The organism is Cognatiyoonia sp. IB215182 (assembly GCF_033963905.1).
GTDB lineage: Bacteria > Pseudomonadota > Alphaproteobacteria > Rhodobacterales > Rhodobacteraceae > Yoonia.
Genome location: NZ_JAXBMB010000027.1, coordinates 11,939 through 27,896 on the forward strand (window position 1 = coordinate 11,939; position 15,958 = coordinate 27,896).

Sequence of the window (15,958 nt, forward strand, 5' to 3'; positions counted from 1 at the left end):
ACCACGGTGTACAAGTAGCTGTCCTCTTTTAGCGTTGAGAGCGCCAATGGGATCGCGCCATTCCGTGTAAACCCTGGTGCCCTCAGCCTCCAATATCCGTGTGATCTGTTCAAGTATCGTTCCTGCACGCGGACGCTTACCTGCTAAGATAAGGATATCATCAGCCAAAACCCGCCCTCTATGTCCGACATACTGTTGGTTTCTCGCACTCTCAACGAACCAAAGCAAATCGTGAAAAGTCGAACCGACCTTGGCCAACTTGTTCCAGCGTCGTCTGGTAGTCTGGCGACAACTTTCAGACAATTTCGCGCAAAGTCGGAAGAGTGTCCTCAACTCAAGCCCGTTCTCACGCCATGAGTGCCCTTTATAGCTACACCAGAGTTGGTGCGGTTTGTCGTTATCATTCGGGATTGCGAGCCAGAGGATCAGTCATCAAAACGCCAAAACCACCTGCCACGCGTGCTTCTCGCCGCTTGGAGCAATGAAGGTTTAGTCTGACAGACGCTACCGCCGAAACCAAAACACCTCGGCCTGTTGCCGACATGTTGTGGCTCAAACTGCAACGTCAAATGCCGAGCTGCCTGAAGAACTTGTGGACTTGCACAAGTGCTCAAGTAGCGTTGGAGAGCTGCTATTCGGGGCGACACGGTTGGCCGCAGCGTGGTCATGCGCCTCCTTAGGGCTGAAGCCATATAGTTCCTTAAACTGCCGACTGAACAGCGACATGTTGGTGAACCCGTATTGGTATGCAATTGTGCTGACAAATCTAAGATCTGCATGGTCGGACAACGCCTTGTAGCAAGCTTGAAGCCGGGCAGTTTTGATGTACTTGGCAACGCCGCCATGCCCATCAAACGTATTGTAGAGCGTGCGGCGGGACATACCGAGCGACTTGCAAATAAAATCTACGCTGAGTTCCGGTTGCCCCAGGTTATTACGGATGAATTCCCGGGCAATCGTGAGCCTGGTGGCATTCAAAGCCGGTGTGGCGTTGTAAAGATTATCTGCTGTTGGTTCCAGCGATGCTGCGAGAAGACTTGAAAAAGACCTTGAGAGAGTTTGTTTCTGATCTTCGGAGATCTTGTGTGCTTCACTTACAAGAGTAGAGATAAACGTTCTAAGTAACCCTGTCAGGGGACCATTGAGCACCGAGCGATTGGCCTCATCCAGAGATGGCGCCATCCAAGAGAACGTGTCCCGATCGAGTCCCACAGTCACAAGGTTTCCTCCTTCCCAATGTGATTTCCATGGTTGTGCATACGACGCCAGCATTAGATCCCCTGTCCCGGCTTTTACCAAGCGATCATTGAATTCATCGTAACGGCATCCGCTTCGGACGAACAGGATTGCCCAACTGTCGAGATCGGACTTTCTGGTCAGTTTACTCGATCTGTCACTGATAGTTGGTTCGGACTCCCAGTCAATAATATCTATTCCGCAGAGATCGTAAGCTAAGTATCTGACACGAAAACCATTGCCAACGGAGTAAGGCTTCTTAAGTTCGCAAATTGGAGCCACCGCTTGTGAAATTGCTTCAAACTGATGCTTGGGTTCAAAATCGAGCGTTGAATACTCAATTGGCGCCATTGAAGTAGGTTTGTTTTCCATCAGATTCAGGGGGTATTTGCGATCATGTATTTGAGGTTTCAGTACTGCGACGTCTCTTGTCAGCTCTTCAGAATTGTGGACATGAGTACCGCTTCAAACACTTTGGGACTTAGCTTCACGGAAAATGGCAAACCATACCAGCAAATGCATCGTGCGTTCTACTGAAGACGGGTGTACGGAGCCATCGGACCGGTTTGGTTGGTTAGGGAAACTCACTCGCCAAACACCAACATGTCATGTTCGATCAGAACAGTAAGCGGACTGTTCGATAGACGTCAGTAAGCCACGACAACTTCTGACAATTAAGTTGGATTGTGGGACGCTGAGGCTCAAAGGTGTCGCAGGGAGTCTCAGATGAAACCCGGTTCAAGTTTACAACATGTCGCAGACAAAGCTGAAAATTGTGTTGGTGAAACGTAAGCGTCCGGTCAGACCGCTTGCTTCCGACGTCGTGAGCTGCGCCAAGTGTTCGTCAAGATGATAGCGCATATGGCGATCAAGGTGATGGTTGTAAGCACGGGAGCAGCGATGCAGCCTTCTGAGATGGCGAAGTTGGTGACGTCATCGGCTTCAATCCAGGTGCTGATGTTCAGGGCGGTGACTGCGAACAACAGCGCTACGACGATGGCTGTGAGCCAGATTTTCCTCAGTAAAATAGCGGCAATGGTGAGCACCAAGACAATCAGACCCAACGGCTCAATGAAGAACAAGGCCAGGTCCTCAAATTGATTGATCGGGCCATTGGCAGGGTTCCAAGCAGGCCGAACTTTGTCACAGACTTCAGCCACAGCCGGTGTGGACGCCATCATTCCGACCGCAATCGCCCAACAGCGCTTCAGTACTCCTAGTCCCAAGGCAATAACTCCGTGTTCGAAGGGGAAACGGCCTTTGCAGGGCGCGATCTGGTGCGTGACTTCACAGCGGGCGAGACGATCAATATCGCCGATGTGTTGAGTTACTTCGGTTATGTCGCTGGCACGGATATGCTGAGCGATTGGGTGCAGATCACCTACGCCGGAAACCATAGCTTCTTAGAGGTGGATCGTGATGGCACAGGTACAACTCACACCTTTACAGATTTGATGTATACCGAGAATTACAGCACGTTAGCCATTAGCGACCTGGAAGTCGTGTAGATGGCGAAGCTGGCGCGGCTACCCGTGGTGCTGCGCCAACTAAGGGCCACTTGGCGAAGGGTTCAAGTCTACTGGTTGCAGGTGGAGAAACTACCTAAAGCCTCTCCTAAGAAAGCCAGTATCTCCTGAGCTATCCAATCGTTTCAGTGCGTTCTGCGAGTTCAGTGAAAGTCAATTCTGATTTCAATTCAGAAGACCACGGACACCAGTGATTTCCGGGTAAGAAAGCACCACCGATATCCGCCAGGTTTTCTTCAACGTATGTGCTTGCGGCGTCACACACTTCTACGGCAAACGCGAAGAAGTCTATCGAAGTCGGGTCGAGGTGGTAGCTCCAGCCCGGATTGTAGCTCGCAGTTGAAGGTATGATTGTGCCTTGGATGTGAATCCTTTCCTTCTCCTCACCTGCCAAAATTCTCCGTGCAACACGGATTTGATCTTCACCGACAAGCTTGATCACGAAAGGCTTCTCATCAATATCAATCATCTCGAAATATGCAGGGCCAACGAAGTCGTTCTTGTTGGGTCCTTCGGCATGAATTCCAACGTAGAGATCTTCGGCAATTACAAATCCCCCGGCCTCCCCGTTGACGAAATCCAGCTTCCAACGCACATAGTCTGTAGTCAGGGCCGACTTAGCTTTGGCGATAGCGTCATTAAGTGCTTCTGTCAGATCGTTGCTGGCCGAATGGCCAATGAAATGATTGCTCATTATACCGCTCCTAAAATCAAATACGGTTGCACCATAGCATATTGTTGAGCTTTGCGAAAAAACGGCCACAGCGCTGTTTGCAGAGTTGATAGCCAGCGCAAGATGTGTACTGTAGTACAGTACATCTTGCTAGGGAGACGTTGTACTCTCCCGTGGACCCTCTCGCGTTGGCTCAGATCAGGGCGTGAAACCCATCTCAGAGCCAGAAGAACGTGTGGCCGTTCAATCTCCACCATGTCATAGAGACACCTTCAGTGGGACGCTTTCAGCGCGACCAGGAAGGAAGCATTTCATAGCTGCCCTTACCTTGGAACCATCCCATTGATCAAAGGGCGTTCCTGCCCTTGTGAAATCCTGACCAACCCTGCGCGGATTGGATGGGCGTCACCTTGTCTAAGGTGAATCACGATCATGGGGTCTCTTGCCACCCCCTTGAAACCCAGCGCGCCAGACTTGAAGAACTGCATTTCCACCGACATCGCAATTGCGCAGTTAGAAACGCGTGGGATAGCGCTTTACCATGGATTAGAGCCCTAAATTCGCTTGATACCCTCTACATCCTGTGACACATTTTACATATCGCTCCAAATATAGATTCTAGCATGATTCCAGTGCTGGAGCGACTGAGGCGGATCCAACAATAAGAACTCCGGGAGCAGTGATGAGCGCGTCGGCCAAACGCAAGCAGAAGCAGGTTATCGCAAACAGTCCATCGGTTGAGCGCCTGCATAGAGACGCGAACGCTGAGATAGTTTGCCAGAATAATTTGAAATTCATGCGTGGACTTCCGGATGAGTCCATGAGCCTAATCGTAACATCGCCGCCATATAATATCGGAAAGCCCTACGAGAAGCGAACCTCCCAAGACAAATACATCGAAGACCAAGCTGCGTGTATTGCAGAAGCGGTACGCCTTCTTGCGCCAAATGGTTCGATCTGTTGGCAAGTTGGGAACCATGTTGATAATGGTGAAGTGTTCCCTCTGGATATCTTGCTCTATCCTCTCTTCAAGCATCATGGATTGCAGCTTCGCAATCGCATGGTTTGGACTTTTGGTCACGGATTGCACTGCCAGAAAAGGTTCTCGGGGCGGCACGAAGCGATCCTCTGGTTCACTAAGTCTGACGATTACACGTTCAATCTGGATCCGGTTCGCATTCCGTCCAAATACCCAAACAAAAAGCACTTCAAAGGACCGAACAAAGGCGAGTTGTCAAGTAACCCACTTGGTAAAAACCCTTCGGATGTCTGGGACATTCCTAATGTCAAATCCAATCATGTTGAAAAAACCGACCACCCTTGCCAGTTTCCGGTGGGACTTGTTGAGCGCTTAGTGCTGGCTTTGACCAACGAGGGTGAGAACGTTCTTGACCCTTATCTTGGTGTTGGTTCTTCCGCGATTGCTGCTTTGAGGCATGGACGGAACGCTTATGGCTGTGACTTGGACAAAAGCTACGTTGATATTGCATGGGAACGCATTCACCAGCTACGCGCAGGTACGCTTCGGATCCGTCCTATGAACAAACCTGTATACGATCCCAAAGCGAAATAGGTTCCATGAAATTAGCATACACATACGATAACCATCACAGTTCCGGCGCTGAATGGGAACGACGTGAGCTGAAAGAATGGCTAACGGACGTGTTTGAAGCCCCGGCTGTCAAGATTGAGCCCCGCTGCACCTCTGCTGTGCGTAAGCACGTAGAGAACGAATTTCTAAATGAAGGATGGGCGCTCAATGTCAATTTAGACAAAAGTTCCGGTTTGAGTGTTTTCGCAATGCGGGATGACCTGGCTTTTCAGCTTCAAACCGGGAACATGAGCCGTGCGCCTTATGATTTGCTTAAGCTGCAGTATCTTTTTCAAAGTGGTCGGATCGAAGCGGCAGCACTGGGGTTGCCCAGAAAAGAAGCTGCAAAAATCATAGGGGACAATATCGCAAACGCTGAACGCGTCATTAAAGAACTGGAGCTTTTTGATCGAGTAATCACGGTGCCGATTTTAGTTGTCGCATTTGAGTAAGACGAAGAAAACATGACCTATACCATTAGCATTACACCCCGCTCTGAACGCGAAGCACTCATTGCAAAACGCCTTGAAGCGTCGGAGGAATTCGGGGAAACAATCTATGATTTTCGGAGCGGCACATACACGCCAAAAGTGGTTTCTCTACCGATTAACGTACTGGTTTACCGGATGGAGAACTGCCGTACGTTCAGCGCTCAACAAACAGAGATAGCGCGAGAAGGCTTGCCCAAAGATTTCTTTGAAAAAGGTCAGGAAGTTACAACGGCACAGCAAGCCCAACACGAAATTCTGGCAAAGCTTGCGAAACAAGGCTCTGAATCCGTCACGCCAATTGTCGCAGTTCTGCAAGAGGAAGGTCAGCGAGAAACGTTACTCATCACAAGCACGGGCGTCATCGTCAACGGAAACCGCCGACTGTCCGCCATGCGGGAGTTATTGCGCCGAAAAGACGGCTCAATTGATGAACGCTTTTCCCATGTGCGCTGTGCTGTTTTGCCATCAGACGTAAGCCGTGATGAAGTTGACGACATCGAAGCTGATCTGCAAGCAAAGCGTGAAACCAAGCTGGACTATGATTGGATCGGGGATGCACAACTCATCCGTCGGCAAGTCGGAAAAAACAGATCAATCAAGCAAGTTGCTGATCGGCTGCGCCGTAGTAAACCCGATGTCGAAAATGTCCTGCAAGCCCTGGATGAAGCTGATCTTTACCTCAGCGAGTGGATAGAAAAACCAGGTGAGTACGACCTCGTACAAGCAGGGCAACAGATTTTTGGAGATCTGCCTAAAGCCATCGCTAAGAAGGATGCCAATCTTCAAAATGCAAGCCGGGCTATTGCGTGGTCGATATACGAAAATAGGGATAAAATCACTGGCCGCGTTTACCGTTTGAACCCTGCTTTCGGAAAGTTGGCTCCAAAAGTCTTGGAGCTACTGGACGACCAGCTTGAACTTCCAAGCCATGAAGACGATGAAGTTGACGTTGAAGATTTTTCGTTTTCGATAGATGCCGATGATACCGTACAGGACTTCACTGCTGTCATCGAAGCACTGCGCGATGAAACGGAACGAGATGAAACAGTCATAACCTTGGTCAATGCCTGCGAAACAGCAATCGAGCTAGACAAGGGGCAAAAAAATGAAGAAGCGGCTTTGAAGGCGCTTGCGCAAATCAACTCGAAAGTCACAGGGCTTGACGTAAGCGGCGCAGGTCTCAGGACTATACCCGGAATCTTCAAACAGATTGAATCTATCCGAAACGGACTCGATAAAATCGAGACTGCTGTCAATGAGAGACGAGCAAGTTTTGAGGAAACTGGCGACGGGGAGGAGTAAACCACGTGAACAATGCTCCTACGGCTGTCACCATCAGGTACAATGATGATCACAGCGGTGCTATCGAGGTGCCTCTGTCAGCGCTTGAGACGGCTATTTGGGCAAGATTAAAGCTGGCTGTTAGAACGAAAAAGCTGGAACACACCATATCAGGCGGGGAGATATACCTGTCGTGGCCGGATACACTTGGAGTGGTTCGGGAGCTTGGCAGCAAAGCCAATCAAAGCGCATTGAATTTCCGGTTCCGACCTGAGGGTGCTGCGGTAGAGAAGCTTCGTGCATTTGCCACTGAAATCAATAAAATCAGGGAGCAGAAAAGCAAGGTTGTATCCAGCTTACCTCCCGCCGAAATCAACGGTAGGCTGAAAGAACTTGGGTTTACAAAACGACAACTTCGGGATTTTCAGCTTCGGGATTTGTCTCACCTGTTGGCACTTAGCAACGGTGCAAATTTTTCAGTTCCGGGCGCTGGTAAAACGACTGTCACCTTTGCACTCCATATGCTCACGCGCCAACCTGAGCAGCAGTTTATGGTGGTTGCGCCAAAGGCCGCTTTTCAGGCTTGGATGGATATCGTGGGGGCGTGTATGGAAGAAGATGCGCCAGAGGGTGGTGCGGAACCCTTTACGTTGCTGGCGGGACGAGAAGAGGAAACGCGAAAGGCTCTAAATTCTGGGGCAACGCGTTTTATCATTTCTTACGATACGGTGATACGCCAGCAAGGACTTCTTGCTGCTCATTTTGCAACCACGCCAATCCATTTGGTACTTGATGAGTCACACCGAATGAAAGCGGGCTGGCAGTCTCAACGCGGCTCGTTTTTCCTGCGTGTCGCGGACGATCCCGTACGTCGCGATATCTTGTCCGGTACGCCCATGCCACAGGCTGCGTCCGACATGGAATCCCAACTTGATTTCCTCTGGCCAGGGCATGGTTACGGCTTGGAAATCTCACACGGCAAACCACCGCGCGACGTGTTGGGTCAGTTATACGTGCGCACAACGAAGAATGAGTTGGAGCTTCCTCCCGCAGAACGTCACTTTATCAACGTAAGCATGGATCCGGGGCAATTGGCCCTGTACTCCATAGTACGGAACGAGTTTATTCGTGACTATTCAACGAAAATCTCGCGCGGCATGGGTGATGCCCAATTCCTTCGTGCGCGCCGTTCAGTCATGCGGCTCTTGCAACTCTCCATTAATCCTTCGCTAGCTCTAAGCGCGATGGCGAACGACGACGTAAAAGTTGACTCAGCGATAGTTGATCAAGTGATGGATGAAGGTCATTCGGCAAAGATGAGGGCCGTAATGGATCATGCGTATGCGCTTGCCAAAGCTGGCCAAAAATGCGTGATCTGGACCATATTCACCGATACGATTCATAGTTTTGCAGCCGCGCTTGCTGACTTGAATCCCGTTTTCATACATGGCGGTGTGCCGTCTGGATTGCCGGGTGACCCCGAAAGCCGTGAGGGTCGGATTCGCAGGTTTCATGAAGACGATGGTTGTTTCGTTCTCATCGCAAACCCGGCTGCCGCAGGAGAGGGTATCAGCCTTCACACCGTTTGCCACAATGCCATCTATGCAGATCGCAGCTACGTTTCGACCCACTACCTGCAATCGATAGACAGAATTCATCGCTTGGGGTTAGGCCCAGATGAGGAAACGCATATTCATGTCTACCGATCCAAGGCTCCCCCCGTCATAGGCAGCATCGATATGTCAGTCAGTCGAAGGCTGACCGAAAAAATCCGCAATATGCAGAAATTGCTAGATGATTCCGACCTTCATGAAATCGCATTTGACGAAGAAGAGGCAGCGGATCCGATTGACTACGATGTTGAGTTGCAAGATATCGTTGACCTCATAGCAGAGCTGGAGGGTACTGCGGCTGATGTTCCGCCGGAGGAAGTATGAGCGGATCAATTTCAACGGAGCGGGTTTTTTCTCTGTCGTGCTTTGAAGGTCTGCGCCTCGTTCGAAAATATAAGTCAAACCACCCGGAACTCCCAAACACAGAGCTCTTGGCCCTAATCGATAAAATTGAAGCAGATGCTCATAGCCTCGATTTGGAAGCATCGATCTATTTGTCAGATTTGGTTGAACCCAATTGCCCCTTGGATGGCCAGGCGTTTTACCAAGGGTGTATTAAGGGCGTTTTGCTTCGGCATCAGCCCATTTGGGCGAAACTTATGCGGCAAGGTCGAAAACGCTTCGTGAAGCGCCTTGATGCAAATGATCAGGACGTGTTTGCAGCCGCTGGACTCATGGAAACCCCAACACCTGTTCATGTTGTCACGTGGTGGGACGCCGTTTCAGGATACGCGAGACTAGTCTCAGATCACGGGAAAATGGAACAAGGGCGGACCGCTGAAATTCTAACGCTGGAGTATGAGCGTCAACGGCTTGCAGAGATTGGCATAGCACTTGAACCTGAATGGCCGGGTTTTGATGATAATTTCGCGGGATATGACGTGCTGTCGTATGAACACGGAGAGACTGGAATTACAAACCGCTTGATTGAGGTGAAGTCGACGACACTCTCACCAATGAGGTTCATAGTTACGCGAAATGAGTGGGATAAGGCGCAGAAAGCCGGGGACGCTTACATATTTCATGTTTGGGATATGAACCAAAACCCTCCCGTTCTGCATATTCGTTCGGTAGAACAAGTTGCATCACATATTCCGGAAGATAACGGCAAAGGCTCCTGGAAACTCGCTGATATTACAGTTGCTAGCCACTAACCAAAGAACTAACGGCGCACCCTTACGGGTCGGGCTGTCGTGAACCGAGTCTAAAGTCTCGGTCATGCGGCTTCCAACCCTTGCGCGAAAAGAGTTGTAGCGGCGTGCCCGTCCGTTGAACCCGCCCTGTTGAGCGAATACGCGTACTGTTACGCTGCTTTAGCAGCGTAACGCCAAGGGAGGAGTTCATTGAGACGCGTGATCTTGTGGTCGGCGATCTGGGCGAGCACCCATGTGAGCCAGGCTTGCGGATCGACTTTGTTGAGCTTGGCGGTTTCGATGAGAGTGAAGGCGATTGCCATGGCTTTGCCGCCACGTTCTGAGCCTGCGAACATCCAGTTTTTCCGACCGATGGCGACGGGTTTGACAGCGCGCTCGGCTGCGTTGTTGTCCAATTCCAGATGGCCATTCTCAAGGTACGGTCGCGCCTTTGGCATCCGGCCAAGGGCGTAGCGGATGGCTTGGGCCAGTGGCGACTTGCCAAAGATTTTGGGCAGCTGCGCGTGCAGCCAGTCTTCCAGTTCATTGAAGATCGGCTTTGCCCGCGGCTGCCGTAGCGCGACACGTGCGTCGGGGGATTTGCCTCGCGCGTCCTTCTCCACGGCATACAGTTCCGCGATCCGGCGAATGGCTTCCTCGGCAATTGCATTGCCCTGGGAAGTGAAGACATCGACGAACTTGCGTCGGACATGGGCCATGCAGGCCATCTCGTCGGCCTTGTCATGCCCGAACAACCCGTTGAAGCCGGAGTACCCGTCAGCATGGACCCATCCCTTGTAGTCTGTGAGGTGGCTGACGGGATGTTCGCCCTTGCGATCAATCGTGAACTGATACCATGCGCAGGGTGGTGAGGATCCCGACCATGGCCGCTCATCGCGCACATAGGTCCAGACCCGTGCCGTCTTGGTCTTCTTGTGCCCCGGTGCCTGCATCTTAACCGGTGTGTCGTCGGCGAACAGCGCAGCACCGCGCCGGACAATCCGGCCGATCTCGTCGGCAGTGGTTCCAGTAGGGCCGTTGACCGGCCAACCCAGTCCGCCATGGTCGAGCGGTCAAGGTCGATGCCCTCGCGGGCATAGATTTGGCTTTGGCGATACAATGGAAGGTGATCGGCGTATTTGCTCACCAGCACATGCGCCAAGAGGCCGGGGCCAGGTCTGCCGCGCTCAATCGGGCGTGACGGCAGTGGGTATTGGACGATTGATTCACAACCTGCGCAGGCTTTGCGGGGCCGAACGATCCGGTTCACGACAAAGCGGCCCGGCACATACTCCAGTTCTTCCGTCACATCCTCACCGAGCGTCTTCAGCTTGCCGCCACAGCGGGTGCAATCCTCACCAGGCGAAAGCACCTTATCATGCCGGTCCAGATGATCAGGCAACGGCTTGCGGCTGTGCTGACGCGGTGCCTTGTCTTCAGCAGTCCGCGCCCCAGGCTGTGTCGCTTCAGATGCAGCCTGGGCAATCGCCTCATCTTCTTCGAAGGTCAGGTTGAGCTGATCCAGGCTCTCTGATCGCACGCCAAAACGATGTCTGTTCTGTCCCGCCAGTTGGTGTTTGAGCTTCTCGATCAGCAAAGCCTGTGACTTGACTTCATCCGCCAGAAGGCGGTTCACGGCCCTCAGTTCTTCGGGGTCTTCTGGCGTGATATCAAGGTCTTTCAGCATCGCCGATCCTATACCGGATCAGGGACAAAACGTGAATCCCGAAAGCGCTCAATATGTTGTATTTATTGGGTTACCCGACCTTTAGTGGTCGCCATGTCTTTTGCGGCATCCGCCAGTCGATACCTTCCAGCAGCATCGACAATTGCGCGCCCGTCACGCTGATCTTGCCGTCCTTCGCAGCGGGCCAAACAAAACGCCCCTTCTCCAACCGTTTGCTGAACAGGCACGCCCCTTGCTGGTCCCACCAGATAATCTTCAAGAGATCACCCCGTCGGCCCCGGAACACGAACAAGTGTCCGGAATACGGGTCAAGGTCCAGAACCTTCTCGGCCTGTGCCGCCAGCGTATTGAACCCGCGCCGCATATCAGTGACGCCCGCCGCCAACCAGACCCGCGTATTGCTCGGGACCGGGATCAAACGGCCAGGCCCTGCACAAGGCTGACAACAGCAGTCAGCGCGGTCGGCCCTTCAATCAGAATGCGACGACCATCCGACAGGGTGATATCGACCCGGCTGGCCGACAGAGGGGCAGATGGAGACGGCATTGGCGCGTCGATCGGTGCTGGCCCAACGGCAACATCAGCCTCGATCTCAATCGGCAGAAACATCGTTTCCAGTTCTGGCACCTCCGCCTTTGGCGCAAAGCGTGGGTCCTTCAGCCACTTGAAAATAAGGTTCGCATTAACCGCATAGCGGCGCGCCACCTGCGCAACCGAGATCCCCGGCGTTGTCGCCTGCGCGCAAATCTCGCGCTTCTCTTCGTCCGACCAAAACCGTTTCTTCCGCCTGCTCATAGAGTGCCCCTAAATGTCCACTATCGATGGTGGACACTTAGCTGCCACCAGCGGCACGCGTTAGGTCAGGTTCAACGGACGCTTACGGTGAAACTCAGAAAACCTTCCATAGTCTTGTAGCAGCGAGTTGCTACATAGCTTGTTTTCTAGGGTTTCATCTCAAAGAGCTTAACAGGGTCGCACACGCAATGGTCGAGCGGCCGGCGACGGTGTTAATGCGGCAAAGACTACGATGTGTCACAGGTCAAAAATCGATGGAACCAGACCTTATAGTATCAATCGGCCCCTTGCGAGAACGGGCGTCACATGCATCGCTGCGCGTGAGCGCTTCCCATGGCCTTCATTCAAAAGTGCCATTGTAGTCGCAACAGACCAGCGGTGGATGTTTCCCCCGAAACATGCCCGGCATTGGTCGAATGCAGCATTCCAAGGTGAATCTCCGCTTGGTTGCCAAACGGCGTTCGATAGTCGAACCCGAAATTAACCTGATGTGCCGATGGGCTCAGGTCGATATCATATTTTGCATACGTGAGTTCATTGTTTGAATTGCGCCCAGAAGCAAGTTCTACAGTAGCTGTTCCACTCTCTATTCGCGTCGGTCGTTGGACAAAAAGGGAGAGAGTGTTGCCCTGTTGAAACATGTCCGCGCGATCATAAGCAACTTTGTAACTGGCATAGCGTAGTCGACTGAAGTCATCAATCAAACCTCCGGCCCGTGCGTCTGCGAGTCCGACTTGTCCAGAAACTCTAAGCAATGACCGGTCGTCTAATGGAAAAGACCAAGACGAGCTCCAGCTTGTAGCCAGGGACTCCAGCGGATCAGACATACCTGTTGATGTCATACCCAACACGCCGTCTGTGTCATAAATGGACGAAAGGCCGAGCATTATTGCACTACGATTAAATTGTCTAAGGTAGGACGCCTCAAAGCCGATGTCACCTTTATCATCCGGAGGAATAAGCAGCTCGATGCGCTGCGTGTCGCTTTTGTAGACGGGTAAAAGCATGCCCTTGGAATCCTCCAAGGAGTTTTCAGCACCATGAAACCGGTTTGGAGTTAATACATCAAGGCTTGGACGCGTACCCAGTGCACGCAGCCCTGTCAGGTTCCGGTCTTGGGCAAGGTTGACCCGTTCGACGGAAAGAGCATCGGGAAGGGGATTACTCCAGGACGCTTGCCGCACAAAGGAGGACGCGGTCAAACGAAAGTCTCCAGCCATCTGGTCCATGGACAGAACCGGGAGATTGGTCAGCCCCCTGACCAGAGCGTCCCCACTGGCACCACCACCTACAATTGCAGCTTGCCCAAGTACCAATTGTTCTCCAGATGCACTTGTCGTGGACAAGGTGCCGATAGGTAGTAGCGCGGCACGCAAGTCCATTAGCCCATGACCGAACTCCTCGTTGTAGCCATGGGAGAAGCCGCCCTCGAATTCCAGAGTATGGGTGTGTTCGAAAAACGAATTGTCGGCAGTGGCCAATAAGCGATTGCGCAATTGTGGAGCAGACAGGCTGGGAAAAGCTTCCGCCAGCAATGCAATTGCCCCGGCAACTTGTGGTGCGGCCAAAGAAGTGCCGCCAGATCTACCATAAGCTGAGTCTGAATCTACACGGCTACTTGCTGCCCGCCACACCGAACCGTCTGCCCCAATACACCACTTGGCAGCTTGCCAGCACGCGCTGGAAAACCGAATGATTGTTCCAAAACTGTCACTTGCTTGGTCGTAGGGGACGCGTAGATTGATGACGGCCAACCAGCCTTGCTCAAGTTCCGGAATCACGACGGGCAGTGCTTCCAGATACAAACTTTCCGAGCGACGGCTGTTGTTGTCAGTCGCAAAAACCACAACTGCTTTCTTCGTGTAGTCTATGAGCTCTTCTTTGAAAACGTCCGCTAATGGTAAGCCTTCTGAAATCGAAGTGGTAAAACCCCAGGAGTTGCTGTGAACAATAGCATCGTGTGCTGCTGCATCTGCAATGGAAGCTTCCCAATTTGTCGGCTCGTCTCCAATGGAACCCCAGCCGAATAACCGCAGGTTAGCATTTGGAGCAACACCTTCGATCTGACCAGAAGCAAAGCCTGCAGCGATTGATGCGACTGCCGTGCCATGACCATCAACGACGGATTTGTTCACGTTCGTGATGGTTCGGCCGCCGACTGTGGTTTTAAATGCATTATGCGAAAATTGGAAACCACTATCAAATATCGCGATTGTCTGGCCAGCCCCCGTCAAGCCTGCACCGCGCGCATATTCCAGTTTTATTGCGGAGTAAGCCCAATTGCTACCACTCCGCTGTGCGACAAATGTCGCGGCATTTCGCGCGTCGCTGACCGCTGCCGCCAAGGTTTCTATTTCTTCAAAATCGCGTTCGGAAGTGAGTTCGATCAGCGTCCCGGAATCATTATAGAGATATCCCCCAGTGTAGTTATCAGGCTCAGTTGGCGGGTCTACTGGTTCGGGTTCAGGGTCGATCGGATCAACTGGATCGATGGGGTCAACTGGATCAGGCGGATCAACTGGATCAGGCGGGTCAATTGGATCAGGCGGATCAATTGGATCAAGTGATGGGCCGGGGCTTGGGCTTGGCGAAGGTAATGTGTTGGGACCTGGGCTTTCACCACCGCCATTGTCCGCAAGTGAAAGTGCGGACGCCATTCCAACGACCCCGAGAACGATCATCGAACCAATTCCGGAGGTCTGGCCAGCGGCTGCTTCCAAAGAAGTGCCAGTACGCGTGCGTGGCGCCCGGTCCAAGGTTTGACGGAGATACTCTTCCAAAATCCGTGGCCGGCTCAGGGTAATATACTCGTGTGCATCCGCGAAGGTCGATGGATCTCGCGCATGTTCACTCACCAGGAAATGCAAGACTTGTTGATCTGAGTAGGAGGTGAGTTGACCTTCGTAGACGTTTGCAAAGACGGAGGTGGTCAAGGAGACAATGACTGTCGTAGTCAGGGCTAGCTTCTCAAAATGGCGCATGACAATGCCGCTGCCTTACCCGTTGGAGTATAACCGCCCGGACAACCGCAGGACTTCGATACTGGCGGTACCAAAGCACCGCTCGTGCCTGAAACAATCGTAGCAAAGTTTCGCACGGTTGTTGGGTCGCATCTCTGGACCGCTCATTTATCGATCGCTGAGTTGTCGTGCCTGCGGATCGTAGCTGCCAGCGTGAGATGGACCAATAGGGCGATGGTTCGAGACACAGAAATTCCGAGAGTTGGGTCATCAGACCGGACATAAGAGCAACCAGCTTTCCAAATACCAAATCACGGATAGCCATTCTAGAACACCACTTTGAGGCCTGCATTTGCGCTGAGGGCGCTGGTGTCGCCCGCATTGCTGAGCCCGGTGGCATAGGAGGCTTCGCCAAACAGATCCACACGCTCGCTCAGGACATAGCTACCGCCAAGACCAGCTCCAAGCGTCCAGGGCTCACGCTCCGTCGTCAGCGACGTGCCCGCCACCTCCACCTCACTGCCCGCACCAAACTCATGGTACAGGTTCACAATGCCATAAAGGCCACTCTCCCCACGCTCCTGCGCCGCGACCTCAAGCCCAAGCCGCAGCTGCTGGCTGGAAGCGTCGCTCAGCGCGACCGCCTCCTGGTGCGCCTCACTCGTGAAGTCACTGAACGTCACCGACGACAGGCTCAGCTGGGATTGCGGGGTCACCGTCAGCCGCGTGCCCAGATCAAGCTGCTGTCCCGCCTCCAGCGACAGCGCATAGCCCGTCCCGCTGTTGCCCTCCGTCAGGGTCCCAAGCCTGTCCGAACTCAGGTCGCTGGTGTAGGAGGTCAGCGTCACCTGCCCGTCAACATAGAACCGGCGCGCATCATACCACGTGGCGCCCAGGCCAAGGCCCAGACCACTGGTCTCGATCGACCCGTCCCCCAGGTCAGAGCTGACATCCGTACTGCCCGTCCCGTAG

The 15,958-nt window shown here is 52.7% G+C and carries 13 protein-coding genes and 1 pseudogene; 6 read left to right on the forward strand and 8 right to left on the reverse strand.

Going from position 1 to position 15,958, the window contains the following annotated elements:
- Positions 1-552: 552 nt before the first annotated feature.
- The gene (locus SLH47_RS25100) at positions 553-1,608 is read right to left on the reverse strand and encodes a helix-turn-helix domain-containing protein (RefSeq protein WP_320243732.1); all 1,056 of its coding nucleotides are present in this window, start codon (positions 1,606-1,608) and stop codon (positions 553-555) included.
- 428 nt (positions 1,609-2,036) lie between these two features.
- Positions 2,037-2,462 carry a hypothetical protein gene (locus SLH47_RS25105; RefSeq protein WP_320243734.1) on the reverse strand — a complete coding sequence of 142 codons (426 nt, stop codon included), beginning with the start codon at positions 2,460-2,462 and terminating at the stop codon, positions 2,037-2,039.
- Positions 2,463-2,474: 12 nt separating this feature from the next.
- Between SLH47_RS25105 and SLH47_RS25110 the strand changes: the two genes are divergently transcribed.
- Positions 2,475-2,744, forward strand: coding sequence for a type I secretion C-terminal target domain-containing protein (locus SLH47_RS25110; protein ID WP_320243735.1), 270 nt, complete (start codon positions 2,475-2,477; stop codon positions 2,742-2,744).
- Between the two features lie 130 nt (positions 2,745-2,874).
- Here the strand turns inward: SLH47_RS25110 and SLH47_RS25115 are convergent, their stop codons facing one another.
- Positions 2,875-3,456, reverse strand: coding sequence for a hypothetical protein (locus tag SLH47_RS25115; protein WP_320243737.1), 582 nt, complete (start codon positions 3,454-3,456; stop codon positions 2,875-2,877).
- Between the two features lie 661 nt (positions 3,457-4,117).
- On the opposite strand from SLH47_RS25115, the gene SLH47_RS25120 reads away from it, so the two are divergent.
- Genes SLH47_RS25120 through SLH47_RS25140 form a run of 5 tightly spaced genes read left to right on the forward strand, consistent with a single transcriptional unit; the run spans position 4,118 to position 9,565 of the window.
- The gene (locus SLH47_RS25120) at positions 4,118-5,008 is read left to right on the forward strand and encodes a site-specific DNA-methyltransferase (protein WP_320243739.1); all 891 of its coding nucleotides are present in this window, start codon (positions 4,118-4,120) and stop codon (positions 5,006-5,008) included.
- 5 nt (positions 5,009-5,013) lie between these two features.
- Positions 5,014-5,478: a restriction endonuclease gene (locus SLH47_RS25125; protein WP_320243742.1), complete on the forward strand. Its 465-nt coding sequence runs from the start codon at positions 5,014-5,016 to the stop codon at positions 5,476-5,478.
- 12 nt (positions 5,479-5,490) lie between these two features.
- Positions 5,491-6,819: a hypothetical protein gene (locus SLH47_RS25130; protein ID WP_320243744.1), complete on the forward strand. Its 1,329-nt coding sequence runs from the start codon at positions 5,491-5,493 to the stop codon at positions 6,817-6,819.
- Positions 6,820-6,824: 5 nt separating this feature from the next.
- Entirely contained in the window at positions 6,825-8,735 is a 1,911-nt protein-coding gene (locus tag SLH47_RS25135) for a DEAD/DEAH box helicase (protein ID WP_320243746.1), read from the forward strand.
- Complete coding sequence (locus tag SLH47_RS25140; RefSeq protein ID WP_320243747.1) at positions 8,732-9,565, forward strand: DUF3883 domain-containing protein; 834 nt, start codon at positions 8,732-8,734, stop codon at positions 9,563-9,565. Before SLH47_RS25135 ends, SLH47_RS25140 begins: the two co-directional genes overlap by 4 nt.
- Before the next feature lie 149 nt (positions 9,566-9,714).
- Here the strand turns inward: SLH47_RS25140 and tnpC are convergent.
- From tnpC to SLH47_RS25170, 5 genes and pseudogenes are all read right to left on the reverse strand, one after another.
- Positions 9,715-11,231: pseudogene (gene tnpC, locus SLH47_RS26470) on the reverse strand (IS66 family transposase).
- A 70-nt stretch (positions 11,232-11,301) separates the two neighbouring features.
- Positions 11,302-11,649 carry an IS66 family insertion sequence element accessory protein TnpB gene (tnpB, locus tag SLH47_RS25155; RefSeq protein ID WP_320243749.1) on the reverse strand — a complete coding sequence of 116 codons (348 nt, stop codon included), beginning with the start codon at positions 11,647-11,649 and terminating at the stop codon, positions 11,302-11,304.
- Positions 11,646-12,026, reverse strand: coding sequence for an IS66-like element accessory protein TnpA (gene tnpA, locus SLH47_RS25160; RefSeq protein WP_320243751.1), 381 nt, complete (start codon positions 12,024-12,026; stop codon positions 11,646-11,648). Before tnpA ends, tnpB begins: the two co-directional genes overlap by 4 nt.
- A 344-nt stretch (positions 12,027-12,370) precedes the next feature.
- Positions 12,371-15,007: a S8 family peptidase gene (locus tag SLH47_RS25165; RefSeq protein ID WP_320243753.1), complete on the reverse strand. Its 2,637-nt coding sequence runs from the start codon at positions 15,005-15,007 to the stop codon at positions 12,371-12,373.
- A gap of 305 nt (positions 15,008-15,312) precedes the next feature.
- The coding region (locus SLH47_RS25170) for an autotransporter outer membrane beta-barrel domain-containing protein (RefSeq protein ID WP_320243755.1) at positions 15,313-15,958 on the reverse strand (646 nt) is incomplete at its 5' end.

Bases quoted from the DNA above. Each gene is read 5' to 3' on its own strand.
- SLH47_RS25100 (WP_320243732.1), bottom strand. From the start codon at position 1,608: ATGGAAAACAAACCTACTTCAATGGCGCCAATTGAGTATTCAACGCTC.
- SLH47_RS25115 (WP_320243737.1), bottom strand. From the start codon at position 3,456: ATGAGCAATCATTTCATTGGCCATTCGGCCAGCAACGATCTGACAGAA.
- SLH47_RS25120 (WP_320243739.1), top strand. From the start codon at position 4,118: ATGAGCGCGTCGGCCAAACGCAAGCAGAAGCAGGTTATCGCAAACAGT.
- SLH47_RS25125 (WP_320243742.1), top strand. From the start codon at position 5,014: ATGAAATTAGCATACACATACGATAACCATCACAGTTCCGGCGCTGAA.
- SLH47_RS25130 (WP_320243744.1), top strand. From the start codon at position 5,491: ATGACCTATACCATTAGCATTACACCCCGCTCTGAACGCGAAGCACTC.
- SLH47_RS25140 (WP_320243747.1), top strand. From the start codon at position 8,732: ATGAGCGGATCAATTTCAACGGAGCGGGTTTTTTCTCTGTCGTGCTTT.
- tnpA (WP_320243751.1), bottom strand. From the start codon at position 12,026: ATGAGCAGGCGGAAGAAACGGTTTTGGTCGGACGAAGAGAAGCGCGAG.
- SLH47_RS25165 (WP_320243753.1), bottom strand. From the start codon at position 15,007: ATGCGCCATTTTGAGAAGCTAGCCCTGACTACGACAGTCATTGTCTCC.